This is a genomic window from Halapricum desulfuricans, assembly GCF_017094465.1.
Taxonomy (GTDB): Archaea; Halobacteriota; Halobacteria; order Halobacteriales; family Haloarculaceae; genus Halapricum.
Genome location: NZ_CP064791.1, coordinates 1,963,747 through 1,979,685 on the forward strand (window position 1 = coordinate 1,963,747; position 15,939 = coordinate 1,979,685).

Annotated in this window: 14 protein-coding genes; 7 read left to right on the forward strand and 7 right to left on the reverse strand. The window is 63.6% G+C overall.

The window, feature by feature from the left end; translation table 11 throughout:
- The first annotated feature begins 32 nt into the window (after positions 1 to 32).
- The 3 genes from secF to HSEST_RS10070 are packed head-to-tail and all read left to right on the forward strand — an operon-like array spanning position 33 to position 2,987.
- On the forward strand, positions 33 to 917 hold the full coding sequence (gene secF, locus HSEST_RS10060) for a protein translocase subunit SecF (RefSeq protein WP_229120804.1): 885 nt from the start codon (positions 33 to 35) through the stop codon (positions 915 to 917).
- Positions 914 to 2,794, forward strand: coding sequence for a preprotein translocase subunit SecD (locus HSEST_RS10065; RefSeq protein WP_229120805.1), 1,881 nt, complete (start codon positions 914 to 916; stop codon positions 2,792 to 2,794). The genes secF and HSEST_RS10065 overlap by 4 nt, the downstream gene beginning before the upstream one ends.
- Before the next feature lie 31 nt (positions 2,795 to 2,825).
- Complete coding sequence (locus HSEST_RS10070; RefSeq protein WP_229120806.1) at positions 2,826 to 2,987, forward strand: hypothetical protein; 162 nt, start codon at positions 2,826 to 2,828, stop codon at positions 2,985 to 2,987.
- A gap of 19 nt (positions 2,988 to 3,006) precedes the next feature.
- Here HSEST_RS10070 and rnhB read toward each other — a convergent pair whose 3' ends face one another.
- From rnhB to HSEST_RS10085, 3 genes are all read right to left on the reverse strand, one after another.
- Entirely contained in the window at positions 3,007 to 3,660 is a 654-nt protein-coding gene (gene rnhB / locus HSEST_RS10075; RefSeq protein WP_229120807.1) for a ribonuclease HII, read from the reverse strand.
- A 99-nt stretch (positions 3,661 to 3,759) separates the two neighbouring features.
- Positions 3,760 to 4,656, reverse strand: a complete 897-nt coding sequence (locus HSEST_RS10080) for a methyl-accepting chemotaxis protein (protein ID WP_229120808.1) — start codon at positions 4,654 to 4,656, stop codon at positions 3,760 to 3,762.
- 442 nt (positions 4,657 to 5,098) lie between these two features.
- Positions 5,099 to 6,061 carry a transcription initiation factor IIB gene (locus tag HSEST_RS10085; protein ID WP_229120809.1) on the reverse strand — a complete coding sequence of 321 codons (963 nt, stop codon included), beginning with the start codon at positions 6,059 to 6,061 and terminating at the stop codon, positions 5,099 to 5,101.
- Between the two features lie 214 nt (positions 6,062 to 6,275).
- On the opposite strand from HSEST_RS10085, the gene yjjX reads away from it, so the two are divergent.
- Positions 6,276 to 6,788: an inosine/xanthosine triphosphatase gene (gene yjjX / locus HSEST_RS10090; RefSeq protein ID WP_229120810.1), complete on the forward strand. Its 513-nt coding sequence runs from the start codon at positions 6,276 to 6,278 to the stop codon at positions 6,786 to 6,788.
- On the opposite strand, the gene HSEST_RS10095 is transcribed toward yjjX, so the two are convergent.
- The 3 genes from HSEST_RS10095 to HSEST_RS10105 form a co-directional block, all read right to left on the reverse strand.
- Positions 6,776 to 8,602: a flippase-like domain-containing protein gene (locus HSEST_RS10095; RefSeq protein ID WP_229120811.1), complete on the reverse strand. Its 1,827-nt coding sequence runs from the start codon at positions 8,600 to 8,602 to the stop codon at positions 6,776 to 6,778. The two genes, yjjX and HSEST_RS10095, sit on opposite strands and share 13 nt — an antisense overlap.
- A 58-nt stretch (positions 8,603 to 8,660) precedes the next feature.
- Positions 8,661 to 9,050 carry a methylglyoxal synthase gene (locus tag HSEST_RS10100; protein ID WP_229120812.1) on the reverse strand — a complete coding sequence of 130 codons (390 nt, stop codon included), beginning with the start codon at positions 9,048 to 9,050 and terminating at the stop codon, positions 8,661 to 8,663.
- A 96-nt stretch (positions 9,051 to 9,146) separates the two neighbouring features.
- On the reverse strand, positions 9,147 to 9,428 hold the full coding sequence (locus HSEST_RS10105) for a HalOD1 output domain-containing protein (RefSeq protein WP_229120813.1): 282 nt from the start codon (positions 9,426 to 9,428) through the stop codon (positions 9,147 to 9,149).
- 339 nt (positions 9,429 to 9,767) lie between these two features.
- Here HSEST_RS10105 and HSEST_RS10110 point away from each other — a divergent pair, with 339 nt between their 5' ends.
- The 3 genes from HSEST_RS10110 to HSEST_RS10120 are packed head-to-tail and all read left to right on the forward strand — an operon-like array spanning position 9,768 to position 15,300.
- Complete coding sequence (locus HSEST_RS10110; RefSeq protein ID WP_229120814.1) at positions 9,768 to 11,582, forward strand: type II/IV secretion system ATPase subunit; 1,815 nt, start codon at positions 9,768 to 9,770, stop codon at positions 11,580 to 11,582.
- Positions 11,579 to 13,684, forward strand: a complete 2,106-nt coding sequence (locus HSEST_RS10115; protein WP_229120815.1) for a type II secretion system F family protein — start codon at positions 11,579 to 11,581, stop codon at positions 13,682 to 13,684. Before HSEST_RS10110 ends, HSEST_RS10115 begins: the two co-directional genes overlap by 4 nt.
- A 2-nt stretch (positions 13,685 to 13,686) precedes the next feature.
- Positions 13,687 to 15,300, forward strand: coding sequence for an Ig-like domain-containing protein (locus HSEST_RS10120; protein WP_229120816.1), 1,614 nt, complete (start codon positions 13,687 to 13,689; stop codon positions 15,298 to 15,300).
- A gap of 74 nt (positions 15,301 to 15,374) precedes the next feature.
- On the opposite strand, the gene HSEST_RS10125 is transcribed toward HSEST_RS10120, so the two are convergent.
- Positions 15,375 to 15,839, reverse strand: a complete 465-nt coding sequence (locus HSEST_RS10125) for a deoxyuridine 5'-triphosphate nucleotidohydrolase (RefSeq protein WP_229120817.1) — start codon at positions 15,837 to 15,839, stop codon at positions 15,375 to 15,377.
- Between the last annotated feature and the right edge of the window lie 100 nt (positions 15,840 to 15,939).

Consider the following 15,939-nt stretch of genomic DNA (forward strand, 5'->3'; position numbering starts at 1 on the left):
AACTTATTCACGGGCGTCTCACACCCTGGCCTATGGTCGAGTTCGAAGTACCGGAAATCGATTACGACCGGTACTCAAACCGCCAGCTCGCGGGCCCCCCGCTCGCCGTCCTCGGGTTCGCGCTGCTGGTGCTCGTCGTATACTATCTCCTGCATGGGACGCCCGTCCCGCTCGGGTTCGATTTCACCGGTGGGACGGAGATGCGAATCGTGGCCGACGAGGGACAGTCGGCCATCCGCTCGGCGTTCGAGACGCCGATCGATTCGATCCGGCCGGTCCAGGGCAGCAACGAGTACATCGTAACGTTCCTGGATGAGGGCTCGACTAGCCTCCAGGATCTCCAGGCAACGGCTGAGGCGGCCGGGTTCGAGGTCGATCGGGCCAACACCCGTTCTGCCGCGTTCGGTTCGACGAACCAGCAGAACGCCTTACTCGGGCTCGCGGTCGCGTTCGCCGGCATGAGCGCGTTCGTGTTCCTCATCTTCCGGACGTTCGTGCCGTCGATAGCGGTCGTCATCTCGGCGTTTTCGGACATCGTGATCCCGCTGGCGATTATGGATCTGCTGGCGCTGACCGGCCTGTTCGAGATCAATCTCTCGCTGGGGACGATCGCCGCCCTGCTGATGTTGATCGGGTATTCGGTCGACTCCGACATCCTCCTCAACAACCACATTCTGCGCCGACGCGGCGAGTTTTACGAGTCGACGTACAACGCGATGCGGACCGGTGTGACGATGACGCTCACGTCGATCGTCGCGATGATCGTGATGACGGTCGTCGCGACGCTGCTGTCGATCCCGCTGTTGCCCGACATCGGGCTCATCCTTGTGTTCGGGCTCATGGCTGACCTGATGAACACGTACATGCTGAACCTCAGTCTCCTTCGCTGGTACAAGTTCGAGGGGGTGGCACGATGATCTCGCTGCGCGAGAACTGGCGGATCGTAATGCTCGTGGCCTTCCTGCTCGCGAGTGCGTTCGCGCTCGTCGGCCCGATCGGAGGAAGCGATCCCGGCACGCAGACGGACTTCGTCGAGCTGTCCGGCGAGCAGCAGGAACTCACGCTCGATCGGAGCACGATCCAGCTCGATAACACGACCCTTGAGACCACCAACGGATCGGATACCATCGTCGCGTCGAACGCGACGATCGAGGTCCGGGGAGACATAACTGACCGGACGGACGCCTCGGCGCGGGTGACCAACGGATCGATCACCGTCGCCGACGGCACACTCGTCGTTCCCTCGAACGCCGATATATCGAGGACACAAGGGACGGTCGGCATCCCGAACGAGACGACCCTTCGGGCGGAAAACTCCCAGGTGACGTTGGCCATCGAGCGGCAGGCTGATTCCGGGCTGACGAACCTCCAGTACGGGTTCGATCTCGCCGGGGGCACACGCATTCGAGCGCCGCTGGTCGGATTGCACGCAACGGACATCGACGTCGGGGACAACCAGTCGAGGGAGGTCAACGCCCAAATCGCCGAGGAACTCGGTGTCGAACAGATCGATGTCCGCGTCCGCCAGGGCACGATCGAGGTCTTCGACGACGACGTCAGTCGGGCCGAGTTCGCGAGCGCGCTCCAGTCGGCCGGCTACGGCGTGCAGGCCGAGGACATCAACAACGGAGTCACGTCCGAGACGCGCGCGAACGTCGTCAATATCCTCCAGAGCAAGATCGACCAGACAGGGCTGTCCGGCGGCACGGTGACGACTGTCGGTGACGGCCTCGTCGTCGTCGAAGTGCCGAACGCGGAGCCGTCGGATGTCCGAGACACCGTCTCCGAGCGAGGCGTCGTCCGCATCGTCGCCTCCGTGCGCGAACCCGGCAGCAACACGACCACGAACACCACGGTCATCACTGGCGACGACATCGCCAGCACCGGACAGATCGGGCCGCGGGAGGACGAGAACGGAAACATCGTCGGCTGGCAAGCACCGGTCACGCTCAACGAGCAGGGGGCACAGCAGTTCCAATCGCAGATGAACGCGCTCAATTTCACGGACGCTCGCGGGATCGGAAACTGTGACGCGACTGGGGGCGCGGACCGGCCCGGTAGCTACTGTCTGGTGACGACCCTCGACGGGGAACCAGTCCGGTACAACGGGATGGGGGAAGACCTCGCCGGCGGACTCAGAGACGGCTCCTGGTCCGACACGCCGACGTTCACGATCGGTGCCTCCAGCGCAGAGCAGGCCCAGGAAGTCAAGATCAGCCTCGAAGTCGGATCGCTGCCGACGAACCTCGACCTGACCGGCTCCGAACACGACATTTCCTACCTGCAGCCGAGTCTCGCACAGGAGTTCAAGTCGCTGTCGCTAGTCACTGGCCTGCTTGCGTGGTTCGGCGTTGCCGGAATGGTCTTCCTGCGATACAGGAAGGTTCGGGTCGCAATTCCGATGATCTTCACTGCGGTCGCGGAAGTGTTCATCCTGCTCGGGTTCGCGGCCGTCTCGGGACTCGCGTTGGACCTGTCACACATCGCCGGCTTGATCGCCGTGATCGGGACCGGGGTGGACGACCTGATCATCATCGCCGACGAGATCCTCCAGCAGGGCGAGGTCGCCACGGGGCGGGTCTTCGAGAGCCGCTTCCGGAAGGCCTTCTGGGTCATCGGGGCGGCCGCGGTGACGACGATCATCGCGATGAGCCCGCTCACGATCCTGTCGGTCGGCGACCTGTTCGGGTTCGCTATCGTCACCATCGTCGGTGTGCTCATCGGCGTGCTCATCACCCGCCCGGCCTACGGTGACATCCTGCGAAACCTCGTGTTGAGCGAGGATCAGCGGTAACGACTTTTCCCTCGGTCTCGTCTGTTCGCATATGGACGAGGATCACTACTGTGACACCTGTGAGCAGTCGGTCTCGCGCGAGGACGCCATTCGGCGGGAGACGATGGCCGATCTCGACCCGGACAAGTGGCAGGTGCTGTGCTGTCCGAACTGCGGTAATCGCCTGAAAACGGTCTTCGTCGGAAACGAGTAACGCAACGCGCCGACACCGATCACTCGAAGGCGTCGAGGCTCGCCTGTGCCGCAGCCGCCAGTGCGTCCTTGCTGGTCTGCCAGGAGGCACGGGCACAGTCGGGCAGCTCGTCGTACGTCTCGACGTGTGCCTGCAGGAACGCACGCGTCGTCGGATCCGACGGGTAGCCGCTCCCAACGTCACCGTATTTCGCGCTCAGCGCTCGGACGTGGGCGTCGCGAGCGACCTTCGCGATCACGCTGGCCGCGCCGACAATCGGGTGGGTCGCGTCGGCCTCGTGTTCGGCCCGCAGGTCGATGTCACCGTCCAGACGATCGCGCAGTCGCTGGCCGAATCGGACTGCGTTGGTGTCCCCGGCATCGACGTATCCCGAGAGTTCCGTGTCGTCATCGACAGCGTTGACAACTTTCGACAGTGCGCGAGCGTGGGCCTCGACGGTCAGGGTGTTCATGTCCGTCTCCTCGTCGTCGATCTCCCACACCGGGATCTCGGCGACAGCAACCTGGTCGGCGACCTCGCGGATCTCCTCAGCCATCTCCCCTCGTCGGTCCGGTGGGATATCTTTCGAATCGTCGACATCCTCGGGTAACGCACCCGGATCAGCGAGGACTGCCGCGGCGAACATCGATCCCAGGACGGGACCCTTGCCGGCCTCGTCGACGCCGAAACGCATGGCTATGGAGTTTAACTCGAAGAAAAAAGCCGTTGCGATCGGATCGAAATCGTCTGACGCACGTCGGCCGGGACGGCACTCGTCGGGTTCGATGTGGTATCACTCGACGTCACGGCGCTCTATCATGCGCTGGATCTCGTTGACTTTGGCGGCCTGTTGCTCGTTTGCGGCGGCGATCTCCTCGATCTCCTCGGCGACGCGCTCGGCGGATTCGGCGGTCTCGTCGACCATGCTCGCGACTTCCTCGGTCGAAGCGGCCTGGTCGTCGGTGGCTTCGGCGACCTCTTCGGCGCCCTGGGCGGCTTCGCTGACGGCCTGGTCGATCTTCCGGAGGATCTCGACGGCTTCCTCGACCTGGTCGATCCCCGATTCGACCTGTTCGTTGGCTTCCTGGATGGATTCGACGGTACGCTCGGTGTCGCTTTTGATGTCCGCGACCATCGATTCGATCTCCGCGGCGTTTTGCTGGGATTCCTCGGCCAGTGACTTCACCTCGTCGGCGACGACGGCGAACCCTTCACCCGCTTCACCCGCACGGGCGGCCTCGATCGAGGCGTTCAACGCCAGCATGTTGGTCTGGTCCGCGATGTCGTTGATCACGTCGACGATCTCGTCGATCTCGTCGATGCGATCGCGAAGTTGCGTGACGTCGTCGCTGACCTCCTGATTCGCGTCGTCGACCGACTCCATCGCGTCGATCGCCTCGTCGGCGACGCCCCGGCCGTCGTCCGCGAGTTGCCGGGCCTGTTCGCTGATCGCTTTCACCTCGTTGGCGCTCGATGCGACTTCCTCGACGGTGGCGCTGAGATTCGACACCTCGCCGGCAACCTCGCGCATGTTGTCCGACTGGTCCTGTGCGAGGTCGCTGATCTGCTGGGAGCTGTTCGAGACGTTCTCGGACGCGCGAAGCAATTCGTCGATTGCGCCCCCGAGATCCGCCGCCTCGACGTCGTCCGTCCCGAACTCGTCGTCGAGACCACCCATATCTGAAGCCATATATCGGTATTCGCGGGTCCCGGCTGATTAAACGTGACTCCGCAGTTATCAGGGCTGATAGAACTCGCTGAAGGGGATATCGGACAAACGAATCTCGTGTAACGCGCGCTATCGTGGTGATCCAGCCCCGACAGCAGTCGTGGACGAGCGAACGAGCGACGCGAGTGAGCGAATCAGCTGGAGAGGCGTGTACCGATGCGGCTGCTATATGGCTGTGCGTTGTTGTGGCGGTACGGTTGCTGTGGCGGTGCGGTTGCTGTGGCGGTGCGGTTGCTGTGGCGGTGCGGTTGCGGAAAAGCAAGCATACGGCGACGGAGTCGCCGTTTCCCCGGAATCGCCCTCTAAGGCGATTCCGGCATTTTTCCCCAAGTTTTTGCGATGAGGATTCCCGCAGCGAGCGTCGTGGCGCTCGCGAGGAAATCCGAAGAGGAAAAAGTGGTTCTCAGGCCATCGCGATGCCCTGCTCGGCTTCGAGCAGTTCGTGATAGCGGTTTCGGATCGTGACCTCGGAGATGTCCGCGACCTCCGAGACGGCGGCCTGGGTCGTCTTCTCGTTGGTCAAAAGCGAGGCGGCGTAGACCGCGGCGGCGGCCAGTCCGACGGGCGATTTCCCGGAGTGGACGCCCTGTTCTTTGGCGTTAGTCAGCAGTTCGCGAGCGCGGTGTTCGGCCTCCTCGGAGAGGTCGAGGTCGCTTGCAAACCGGGGGACGTAGCTCTCGGGGTCGGCGGGCTTGACTTCCAGGCCGAGTTCGCGGACGACGTACCGATACGTGCGGGCGATCTCGTCTTTGCCCACGCGAGAGACGTCCGTAATCTCGTCGAGGCTTCGGGGGACGCCGGCCTGGCGTGCGGCGGCGTACACCGCGGAAGTCGAGACGCCCTCGATGGAGCGTCCGGGCAGTAGATCCTCGTCGAGTGCACGGCGGTAGATCACTGAGGCGGTCTCGCGGACGTTCTCGGGCAGGCCAAGCGCGGAGGCCATCCGGTCGATCTCGCCCAGCGCCTGCTTGAGGTTGCGCTCTTTGGAGTCCCGGGTCCGGAACCGCTCGTTCCACTTGCGAAGGCGCTGCATTTTCTCACGCTGGTTGCTGGACAGGGAGTTGCCGTAGGCGTCCTTGTCGCGCCAGTCGATGTTGGTTGAGAGCCCCTTGTCGTGCATCATGTTCGTGGTGGGGGCACCCACGCGGCTCTTCTCGTCTTTCTCCTTGGAGTCGAACGCGCGCCACTCCGGCCCGCGGTCGATCTCGTCGGCGTCGACGACCAGTCCGCAGTCGTCACAGACCGTCTCCCCACGGGCGTCATCGGCGACGAGATTACCCCCGCATTCCGGACAGGTAAGGTCGTTCTGTTCGTCGGTTTCCGATTCTACTGTCGATCGTGATCGCGTGCGTGTTGACTCACTCATGGTTCGAGGGCGGGTGCTGTCCGGGCAGGAACATCCTGGTAAAACCCGGATTGTAGTCGCTGACCAATCGGTTAGTCTTAACCATATAAATATATTTCGGTATCTACAGCTGTAGTAGCGGTAGCGGCCCGGATCGCATGTCGTGGTGTCCCCTGGCACGCCAGTACAAGTGTGACACGAACAGTCAAGCCGGTCGAGGCCGGATCGCGAACCAATGCACGTCGCAGTCGGCAGTGCGAATCCTGTCAAGCAGCGGGCCGTCGAGGGTGTTCTCGATGACGCGACGGTCACACCCGTCGCGGTCGATTCAGGGGTACCGGAGCAGCCACACGGTCGCGCCGAGACAATCCAGGGGGCGGACACCCGGGCCCGTCGCGCACTGGCTGCGGTGGACGCCGATCTCGCTGTCGGTATCGAGGGTGGTGTCGGAACCAGTCCCAGGAGTGACGGGCTGTTTCTGGTGATGTGGGCGGCTGTCACTGACGGGGAGCGCCTCGAACGGGGCGGCGGCCCGTCGATTCGCCTGCCCGGGGCCGTCGCGGATCGGCTCCGCGCGGGCGAGGAACTCGGACCGGTGATGGACGATTGGCTGGACACGTCCGGGGTCGCGACTGGACAGGGCGCCGCCGGCGTGCTCACTGGCGGTGCGATCGATCGGGAGTCCGCGCTCGCTCACGCGGTCGCGGGAGCGCTGGGCCCGTTTCTGACGTCTCACTACGAGTCCTGAGTCGCGGGGACTTCGACCTCGTCGCGGTCGCGGCTCTCCTCGACGGCTGTCGTCAGCGAGACGTTGAGCCAGGCCATCGAGACCAGCCCGCCCGCGAGCGTCACCAGGTTCTTGACGGCGTGATCGACGACCGCGACGCTGATCGCCAGCGCGCCGCCCAGTGGCGTCAGTCCGACGACGATGATCGCGAACGCCCCCTCGTAGAGCCCGAGACCGGCGGGGGTCAGAGGCAACACCTTCGCGAGGTTACCGACGCTGACCGCGAAGAAGGCGACGCCGACGAGGAAGGGGGTAAGCTCGACGCCGAACGCCAACAGGACGATGACAGCGGTGAGCACGTCTATCGTCCAGATCAACAGGCTCGTCGTCCCGACCAGGGCGAACGCCCGCCGGTCGCTGGCGACCGTCTGGACGTCGCCCACGAACCGTTCGATCACACCGGCGACGTAATCGGCGTAGCTGTCACTGCTGAGCCTTGTGACGACCGACCTGACGTGGTTGCGGTCGCTGCGTGCGCTGAGAACGATCACGGCCGTCGCGGCGATCGCGGCCACGCCGACGCCGGCGGCGACGACCATCGCCGTGCGGCCCGCCTGTTCCTGCCCACCGGCCAACTCCGCACCGACGATCGCCGATTGCAGTTCCGCCGGCGACATCGTCGCGACCATACCCAGGACGACGGCGCCGGCCAGCAGCGCGATCGTCAGCAGGTCGAACACCCGCTCGATCGCCAACGAGGCGAACCCCGAGGGGTACGGGACCGACCGGCGAGCCTTCATCACGTATGCGCGGACGGCGTCGCCCAGCCGCGCGGGAAATACCAGGTTACCGGTCTGGCTGATGAAGATCGCGCCCGTCAGGAATCCCGGATCGGAGCGATAGCCGAGGCGATCGAGGATGTCCCGATAGCGCAGTCCCCGCAGGGGCCAGGAGAACACGTACACTACGGCCGCGACCCCGACGAGGGCTACGTCGGCACTTCGCATGTTCGCCCACACCTCGCCGGGATCGAGATACGTCGTCATCAACATCAGCGCGAGGGCGACCAGTACCGTTCCGGCGACGGCGCTCACCCGTCGGTCGATCCGCGGACTGACCGAGACCTGCCAGAAGGTGCGGACGATCTGGCTTCCCATCCCAAGGACATCCCGGACGAGATCGACCTTCGAGTCGCCTTTCGGCGTCCATTCGACGGGGAACTCCCTGACATTGTAGCCCGATCGCTGGGCCCGAACGAGTACTTCAGTGTCCCAGAACCAGTGGTCGTCTTCGACGTCTTCCAGCACGTCTAACAGGGCTGCCCGATCGAAAGCCTTGAACCCACACTGATGATCCCGTAGCTCCGAACGCAACAGCAATCGCACGAGCGTGTTGAACCCCTTGCTCGGGATGCCGCGTTTGGCGGGCCGGTCCGCAGTGTTGCCGGGAACCCATCGCGAACCAGTCGCGAACTCGTAGTCGCCGCTGCGGACGCTCTCGATCAGCTCCTCCAGATGAGACATATCGGTCGCCAGATCGGTGTCGAAATACGCCAGCGTCTCGCCGCGGGCCTGCCGGAAAGCGTACTCCAGCGCGCCGCCCCGGCCGAGACGCCGGTCGCTGTGGACGTGGCGCACGCGCTCGTCTTCGTCGGCCAGCCGGGACGCAATCTCGGGCGTGCGGTCCGCACAGCCGTCTTCCGCGACGATCACCTCGAAAACGCCTGCAGGTAGAAACGCTTCCAGCGTCGTGAGCGTGACCTCGACGGTCTGCTCGATCGTGTCCGCCTCGTTGTACGCGGGCAGGACGACACTCACCTCGACCGCACGGTTCATTGGTAGTTCCTATCGGTTACGGCCGGCAAGAACCTTCTGGTGACCGCCGAGACGACGACTAGTCGAGTTCGTGGCCGTCCTCGCGGGCCAGCCCTTCGAGGACGTACTCCGCGGACGTTCGGGTCGTCGCCAGCGGCGTATCGTGGACGTCACAGATCCGCAACAGCGCCGAGATGTCCGGCTCGTGGGGCTGTGCAGTCAGCGGGTCGCGCAGGAAGACGATCCCGTCGATCCGGTCGTTCGCGGCTTCAGCGCCGATCTCCATGTCGCCGCCGAGCGGCCCCGACTGCTTGCGTTCGACCTCCAGACCCGTCGCCTCGGCGATCCGCTGACCCGTCGTCCCTGTGCAGACAATGTCCACGGTCGAGAGGTACGACTGGTAACTCTCGGCGAAGTCGATCATCTCCGGCTTCTCGTCGTCGTGTGCGATCAGTGCGATGCGCGTCATAGTTCACCGTCTCGGCGCACCGTGAAACAAGTTTCGCGGACATAGCTGTAGGACTATCTCAGACGACCAGCGACACGTCCACTCGCTCCGCCCCGATCAGGACTCGGAGATCCCGACCGCGCCGTCCCGGTCGACAGTCACGGCCACTCCTTCCACGTCGAAGGTCACCGGCGGTTCCGTTTCGCCGGTTAGCACGGCCCGCAATATCTCGAAATCGACGTGTTCTTCGAGGGGTTCGACCGCATCGCGCGTCAGATCGCTCTTGGCGACGATCGCGTCGGCGATTACGTCCGAGGCCGGTTCCGGGGCGATCCAGGCGTCCGCATCGTCGGTGTCGCCGCCCTCGTCGCGAACGATGTACGGCTCATCAGCGCTCATACTCGTTGGTAACTGTGCCGGATATAAAATATTCGCGAACGGTTTCAGGCTCAGAAAGAGCCTGCGTCGTGCGCGAGGCGTGATAGATTCCCGAGACGACGTACTGGGCGAGCATGTCGCTCGCACATTCTTCGACCGTTACTCCGAAACCCCGCAAGCGGCCCAACGAGACGGTCGAGGCGGCGACAGAGCCGCCGAATCAGTCCGTTTCGGGCGATGAATATCTCTCGGTACACCGTGAAACCCTGATGCTATCCGCCCATATGATTTTTATCTGATTATTTAAATGAAGAAGTATAAGCAGATTTATTTATATTCTTGTCACTTCTCTTACTAGGCATGGATGGGAGAGAATCACTCACAGAAACGGGTAGTGACTCGACAGCCGGGTCAGACCGTTCCGTCGTGGACACCACGCACAACGAACTCGCAGTGCCGGAGGACCTCGAACACGATATCGTACCCTACGAGCACCCGACAGTCGCCGAAGTCCTGTACGAAGTAAGAGCATACTTCTCGGCTCACTCCGAGCAGGGCGTCGAGTCACCCACGGAGGAGTTTGTCGCCTCGCAGTTCTTTGATTTCAGCTATCTCGATCGCTATCAGGAACTCGAGTGGGAGTGGGTGCACAAGCCGTTCGCCTACGTCGCGATTCTGCACGACGACGAGGAAAACGAACAGCGCTATCACGTGGTCGAACCCGTGCTCGACGACTTCGAGCGATACGTTCGACGCGATCTCATCGAGTTGCTCCGGAACAACCTGATGTATCGCGACTTCGAGGAGAACGACCGCGAGGCGGTGTTTCGTCGTGAGGTGCGAACGCTCATCGACGAACAGGCCGCGACGATCAAGCCGGGGACGATCCACAAGCTCCTGTATTACCTGATCCGGGACTTCGTCGACTTCGGCCCGATCGACTCGATCATGCGCGACGGCGACATCGAGGACGTCTCCTGTGACGGCCACGACGTTCCGGTGTTCGTCTACCACCGCCGATACCGCGACCTCCGGACGAACGTGCGCTTCGACGCCGACCGACTCGACGCGTTCACCTTCCGGCTGGCCCAGCGGGCCGGCAAGCAGCTGACGATCTCGAATCCCCTGGTCGATGCGACGCTGCCCAACGGCTCGCGCGTACAGCTCACGCTGGGCGGGGACGTCAGCACTCGCGGCTCGAACTTCACGATCCGGAAGTTCTCTGACATTCCGTTCACACCGATCGAGCTCGTCGACTGGGGGACGTTCTCGATACAGCAGATGGCCTACTTCTGGCTGGCCATCGAGAACAACAAGTCGCTGATCTTCGCCGGCGGGACCGGCTCGGGCAAGACCTCCAGTCTCAACGCGGTGTCGTTTTTCGTCCCACCCTCCAGCAAGGTCGTCACGATCGAGGACACCCGCGAGATCGACCTCCCACACGAGAACTGGATCCAGAGCATCACGCGCGGTGCCGTCACCGCCGAGGGGCAGGGCGAGGTCACGATGTATCAGCTCCTGCAGGCCGCGCTCCGCCAGCGCCCCGAGTATCTGCTCGTCGGCGAGATCCGCACCGAGGAGCGGGTCGCGCTAACCTTCTTCCAGGCGATGTCGACCGGCCACACCTCGTATACGACGCTGCACGCCGATTCGATCGAGACCGTCCTCTCACGGCTGCAAAATCCGCCGCTGAACGTCCCGGCCCAGATGGTCCAGGAACTAGACGTCGTCTCCGTCCAGGAGCAAACGTTCATCGACGGCAAGCGCGTCCGCCGGACGAACTCGGTGACCGAAATCCAGTCCGATCCTGACGATCCGAGCACTATCCGGACACACGAAGTGTTCCGCCGGGACCCGACCAGTGACACCCACGAGATGGCCGCCGACTCGCAGCTCCTGCAGGACATCGCCGTCCACCGTGGCTGGAGCGATCGCGATCTCACTCGCGAGTTCGACCGCCGCCAGCGCGTCCTCGAATACCTGCTCGACAACGAGATTACCGGTTACCGTCCCGTTTCGAGTACGATCCGTCGATACTCGCGCGACCCCGACGCACTGCTCGAAGCGATCGAGGCCGGTACGCTCGATCGCGCCACCCTCGCCAACGGAGCGCCGGGCCCCTCGACGATCGACCCGAGCGATCTGGGTGTCGAGAACCTGGTGGAGCGACTATGAGCCAGGAGACCAGCGGAGATACCGAGCAGAGCGAGTTCGGCTTCCAGCAGTTCCCGTACGTCCAGGACGCACCCGGACTGGACGAGGGGGAGCTCCGTGAGACCTACGGCTGGTTCCGGGGCTACTACAAGGCCCGTCCGCAACGACATTTCGACCTCCAGCAGCGGCTCAATCAGGCCCGGTACGGCCAGAGCTTCGACGTCTATCTCGCCCGGAGCGCCTGGTATGCGGTGGCGGGCACGGCGACCGGTATCGTGCTCGGTCTCGTGGTCGCCTGGCTGCTCGCCGCGAGCGGTGCCGTCGAGGGGCTCACGAACCCCCTCGCCTACGACGGAGCTGTCGTCTACTACATCGCCGACCACAAGTCGCTGTTCGCCGGTTCGACGCTCGCGATCGTCTTCGCCGCGACATTCGGACTCGGGGCCTGGTATGTCCGATATCACTACCCGCGACTGGTTGTTTCGAGTCGCCGACGAAACATCGACGTCACTCTGCCGCACGCGATCGTCTTCATGTACGCGCTCTCGCGTGGCGGGATGGACCTGCTCGAGACCTTCAGCGTGCTCGCTGACTCCGAGGAGACCTATGGCGAGATCGCGAACGAGGCCGAGATGATCGTCCGCGAGGTGGAGTTCTTCGGCAACGACATGTATACCGCACTGCGGAACGTCCGCAACCTCACCCCGAGTGAGAACTTCGAGCGGTTCCTCGACGACCTCCTGGGCGTGCTCGATTCCGGGGGCGACGTCACGGTCTTCTTCGAGGACGAGTCCGAATCGTACCTCGAAGAGGCCCGTGACGAACAGCAGTCGTTCCTGGAAGTGCTGGCGCTGTTGAGCGAGTTCTTCGTCGTCCTGTTCGTCGCCGCGCCGCTTTTCGTCATCGTCATCCTTGTCGTGATGAGTCTGCTCGGCGCCCAGACCCTCACGGAGTTGACGCTGCTGGTCTACGTGATGCTCCCGCTTGCGATGGTCGGCTTTCTGGTCCTGCTGGATACCCTTTCGGAGCCGTACGTCCAGCCGGACGTCCACTTCGACGAGAAAGACGACGAGGTCGAGTCCGGCTTCGCGCTGCTGTGGGCGGTCGTCCGCGACACCCTCCCCGGCGTGGCTCCTAGACCGTCCGCCACGACGGCGATGCCCGCAGAACTGCAGTCCCGCCAGGGGAGCTATCTCGCCCACCGCCGACGCCAAGTGCTGCGGGCGAGGCTCGCAGATCCGCTCTCCGCGTTCCGCTCGAAACCGGTCTGGACCGTGCTCGTCACGCTCCCGCTGGCCGTGCTGGTGGGTGCAGCGTTTGTCGCAGCCGGCATCGCGATGCCCACGTGGGACGCGATGCTCGAACGACCGGTCCCGACGACGACGTGGCTGTTCGTCGTGCCGCTTCTGGTCGTGCTCGTGCCGCTGTCGGCCTTCCACGAGCGCAAGCGCCGCCGCGAGCAGTACTTCGCCACCCGGTTTCCCGACACGCTCTCGATACTGGCCAGTGCCAACAAGATGGGTGTCCCCATCGACGACGCCCTCGACCTCGCCTCACGCTGGTCCAGCGGCCCGCTGTCCGAAGAGATGGTCAAGCTCCGCAACGACCTGCGCTGGAACTACGATACGCGTGGCGGACTGCGCGCGTTCGCCGATCGGGTCGGCGTCCCACAGCTGTCCCGGACGATGACCCTGATCGCCGAGGGGATCCGGTCGAGCACCGACGTCGCGACCGTCCTGAGTATCGCCGCCAGGGATACCAAAGAGCGGTTCAAACTCGATCGCGAGCGCCGCCAGGAGTTGAGCCCCTACATCGCCGTCGTCGTGATCGGGTTCCTCGTGTTCCTGCTCGTCGTGGTGTTGCTCGACAGCGCCTACCTGGCGCCGATCGCCGAGGCACAGGCCGAGCCGACCACGCCGACGACGGGGGAGTCGGAGCTGCCCATGTCGATGACAGGTGTCCCCGTCGCGGCGTACAAGGCGCTGTTCCTGCACGCCGCGGTCGTCCAGGCCATCGGAAGCGGCGTCCTCGCCGGCAAGCTCGCCGACGACGACGCCTTTAGCGGCCTGAAATACAGCATCCTCCTGCTCGTCGTCGCTATCGCGGCGTTCGCGCTCATCTGATCATGATTCCGAACCACACCACTCAGTCCGATCGCCCACTCCGAATCGACAACCGCGCCGTCTCCGAAGTGATCGGCGCGATCCTCGTGTTCGCACTGCTGTTTCTCGTCCTGGCGCTGATCCAGCTCAACGCCGTCCCGGCCGCAAACAAGCAGGTCGAGTTCGAACACGACCAGCGCGTCACCCAGGACATCCAGGCACTGCAGGACGGGATCTATCAGGTCGGTACGACCGGAAGCGGTGCGACCGTTTCGATCGAGACCGGCGTCGTCTATCCGGAACGGTTCTTCCTGTTGAACCCCAGTCCAGCCACCGGAGCGCTGTACACGACAGACGCACAACCGCTGACTATCCACAACGCTACCGCGGTCGGTAACGTCGGCGACTACTGGAACGGCTCGAAACAGACGTTCACGACGAAGGGGATCACCTACCAGCCGGGCTATAACGAACTCGGCAACCCGGGAACGCTCACCTGGGAGCACTCGATGTTATACTCCAGGTACGACGGCGGGCAGTTGTACTTCTACGACGGGACGGGTTTCATCGACGGGCGACAGATTCAGCTGACGCTACTCGACGGGTCGCTCTCCTACGGTGGCCTCTCGACGTCAGTCCAGATTGCCCCCGTCAGCACGCGCACCGAGACGGTGACGATCCGTAATACGCCGGGCGAAGACCTCAGTATCGACATCGCGACCGGCCTCACGGCCGAAGAGTTCGCGGGCGTAGTCGACGCCGATCGCATCGATCGGATCGAGGAACGTGCCGACGGGCTCGCGCTGTACCTCGAAGACGGCGAGTACGAGTTGAGCATCGCGAAGGTCCGCGTCGGCCCGACGGCCACTCAGGAGCCGGGCCCGAGATACATCACCGACGCCGCCGGCAACGGGACGAGCATCCCGGAGAACACGACCCAGCGGTTCACCGTCGTCGTCCGCGACGAGTACAACAACCCGGTGAGCGGCGTGCCGGTGACGACCACCCCGACCAACGCGGACCTGTTGGGATCGGTCGAACCCGTGGACACCTCTCTTACTGGTAGCGACGGCCGGACGACGTTCCGCTACACTGCCCCGGCGGACGTCGATGGCAACGAGGACGTCCGGATCAGGACATCGATGGGTGACGGCACCGATCCCGGCAATTCGATCGATGTCCTGGAGCAGGCTACGTTCCGACTGACCGTCGTCGATTCGGATCGCTCCGGCAGTCCATCGAACACGACTGACGACGGCGTGTCGAGAATCAATCCGGGTGACGACGCCGTCCAACTGACGGATATCGCCGCCCCTGGCCCGAGCAGTTCCCTCCTCAATCTGACGTTCCAAAACGAGGGCAACGAAGCGATGACGTTCGACAAGATCCGTCTCCTGTTCTTCCGGACGGACGACAACAACGTCGGGACGACACTCAATGTCACGTCGCCGGTCATCTCTGATGAGATTAAAGCGTATGCCGATTACACGGACGTTCCCGACTTTACGATCCTGGACGGCGAGGAACTCACCGTCTCCTTCGAGGCGGACAAGACAGCAGTGAAAGGCGATTTCGTCGGGCTGTCCGTGCTATTCACCGACGGAACAGTGAACAACTACTTCGCTGACATCCCGTGACCGACGGACGGGGTTCGGTGCAAGGTTAGTTCTTTCCCCGCGTTCCTGCGGCGAATTATCGGAAAACAGATGCGCTACTCGATATTCTCGCCGTGATAGGACCCGTCGTAGGTGCCTTCGTGGTCGGCCTCGGCAAGGACGAGCTGGGCTATTCGTGCGCCCGTCTCGAGTTCGATGTCGTGATACACCTCCAGTAGCCCTTCACCGCGGCCCTCGTAGCCGGCGTCCCAGACCGCCGTATCCAGCATACAGGAGTTGCGAAGCAGCGACGATCGCGGATACAGAAAGCCGATGTGGCCCTCAGGTATCCGGATACGGTCGGCGTATCGCACGACGTATCCGCCGGGCGGGAGTCGGTAGACACCGTCGTCAGCCGCAACTTCCTCGCGCTCGCCGATCTCCTTGCCGTCAGTCCCGATCCGGCCGGGCGAGACCTGCTTGAAGACGGTATCGAGCGTGAGATCGACCCCGTTGGGCTGGACCTGCTCGGACGCGACGCTCCCCAGATGGTCGGCCACGAAGCCGCCACTTCTGAACATACCCACACAGGCGACCACCGCCGACTAAACGACTCCGGTTCCCACGTCGCCGTCGGTCCGATCGAGATTGGTAGCCGTGTCGTTGCGGTCGATCCCGCAT

Excerpts from the sequence above, each read along its gene's own strand:
- secF (WP_229120804.1), top strand. The coding sequence starts at position 33 with ATGGTCGAGTTCGAAGTACCGGAAATCGATTACGACCGGTACTCAAAC.
- HSEST_RS10065 (WP_229120805.1), top strand. The coding sequence starts at position 914 with ATGATCTCGCTGCGCGAGAACTGGCGGATCGTAATGCTCGTGGCCTTC.
- HSEST_RS10070 (WP_229120806.1), top strand. The coding sequence starts at position 2,826 with ATGGACGAGGATCACTACTGTGACACCTGTGAGCAGTCGGTCTCGCGC.
- rnhB (WP_229120807.1), bottom strand. The coding sequence starts at position 3,660 with ATGCGTTTCGGCGTCGACGAGGCCGGCAAGGGTCCCGTCCTGGGATCG.
- HSEST_RS10080 (WP_229120808.1), bottom strand. The coding sequence starts at position 4,656 with ATGGCTTCAGATATGGGTGGTCTCGACGACGAGTTCGGGACGGACGAC.
- HSEST_RS10085 (WP_229120809.1), bottom strand. The coding sequence starts at position 6,061 with ATGAGTGAGTCAACACGCACGCGATCACGATCGACAGTAGAATCGGAA.
- yjjX (WP_229120810.1), top strand. The coding sequence starts at position 6,276 with ATGCACGTCGCAGTCGGCAGTGCGAATCCTGTCAAGCAGCGGGCCGTC.
- HSEST_RS10095 (WP_229120811.1), bottom strand. The coding sequence starts at position 8,602 with ATGAACCGTGCGGTCGAGGTGAGTGTCGTCCTGCCCGCGTACAACGAG.
- HSEST_RS10100 (WP_229120812.1), bottom strand. The coding sequence starts at position 9,050 with ATGACGCGCATCGCACTGATCGCACACGACGACGAGAAGCCGGAGATG.
- HSEST_RS10105 (WP_229120813.1), bottom strand. The coding sequence starts at position 9,428 with ATGAGCGCTGATGAGCCGTACATCGTTCGCGACGAGGGCGGCGACACC.
- HSEST_RS10110 (WP_229120814.1), top strand. The coding sequence starts at position 9,768 with ATGGATGGGAGAGAATCACTCACAGAAACGGGTAGTGACTCGACAGCC.
- HSEST_RS10115 (WP_229120815.1), top strand. The coding sequence starts at position 11,579 with ATGAGCCAGGAGACCAGCGGAGATACCGAGCAGAGCGAGTTCGGCTTC.
- HSEST_RS10120 (WP_229120816.1), top strand. The coding sequence starts at position 13,687 with ATGATTCCGAACCACACCACTCAGTCCGATCGCCCACTCCGAATCGAC.
- HSEST_RS10125 (WP_229120817.1), bottom strand. The coding sequence starts at position 15,839 with ATGTTCAGAAGTGGCGGCTTCGTGGCCGACCATCTGGGGAGCGTCGCG.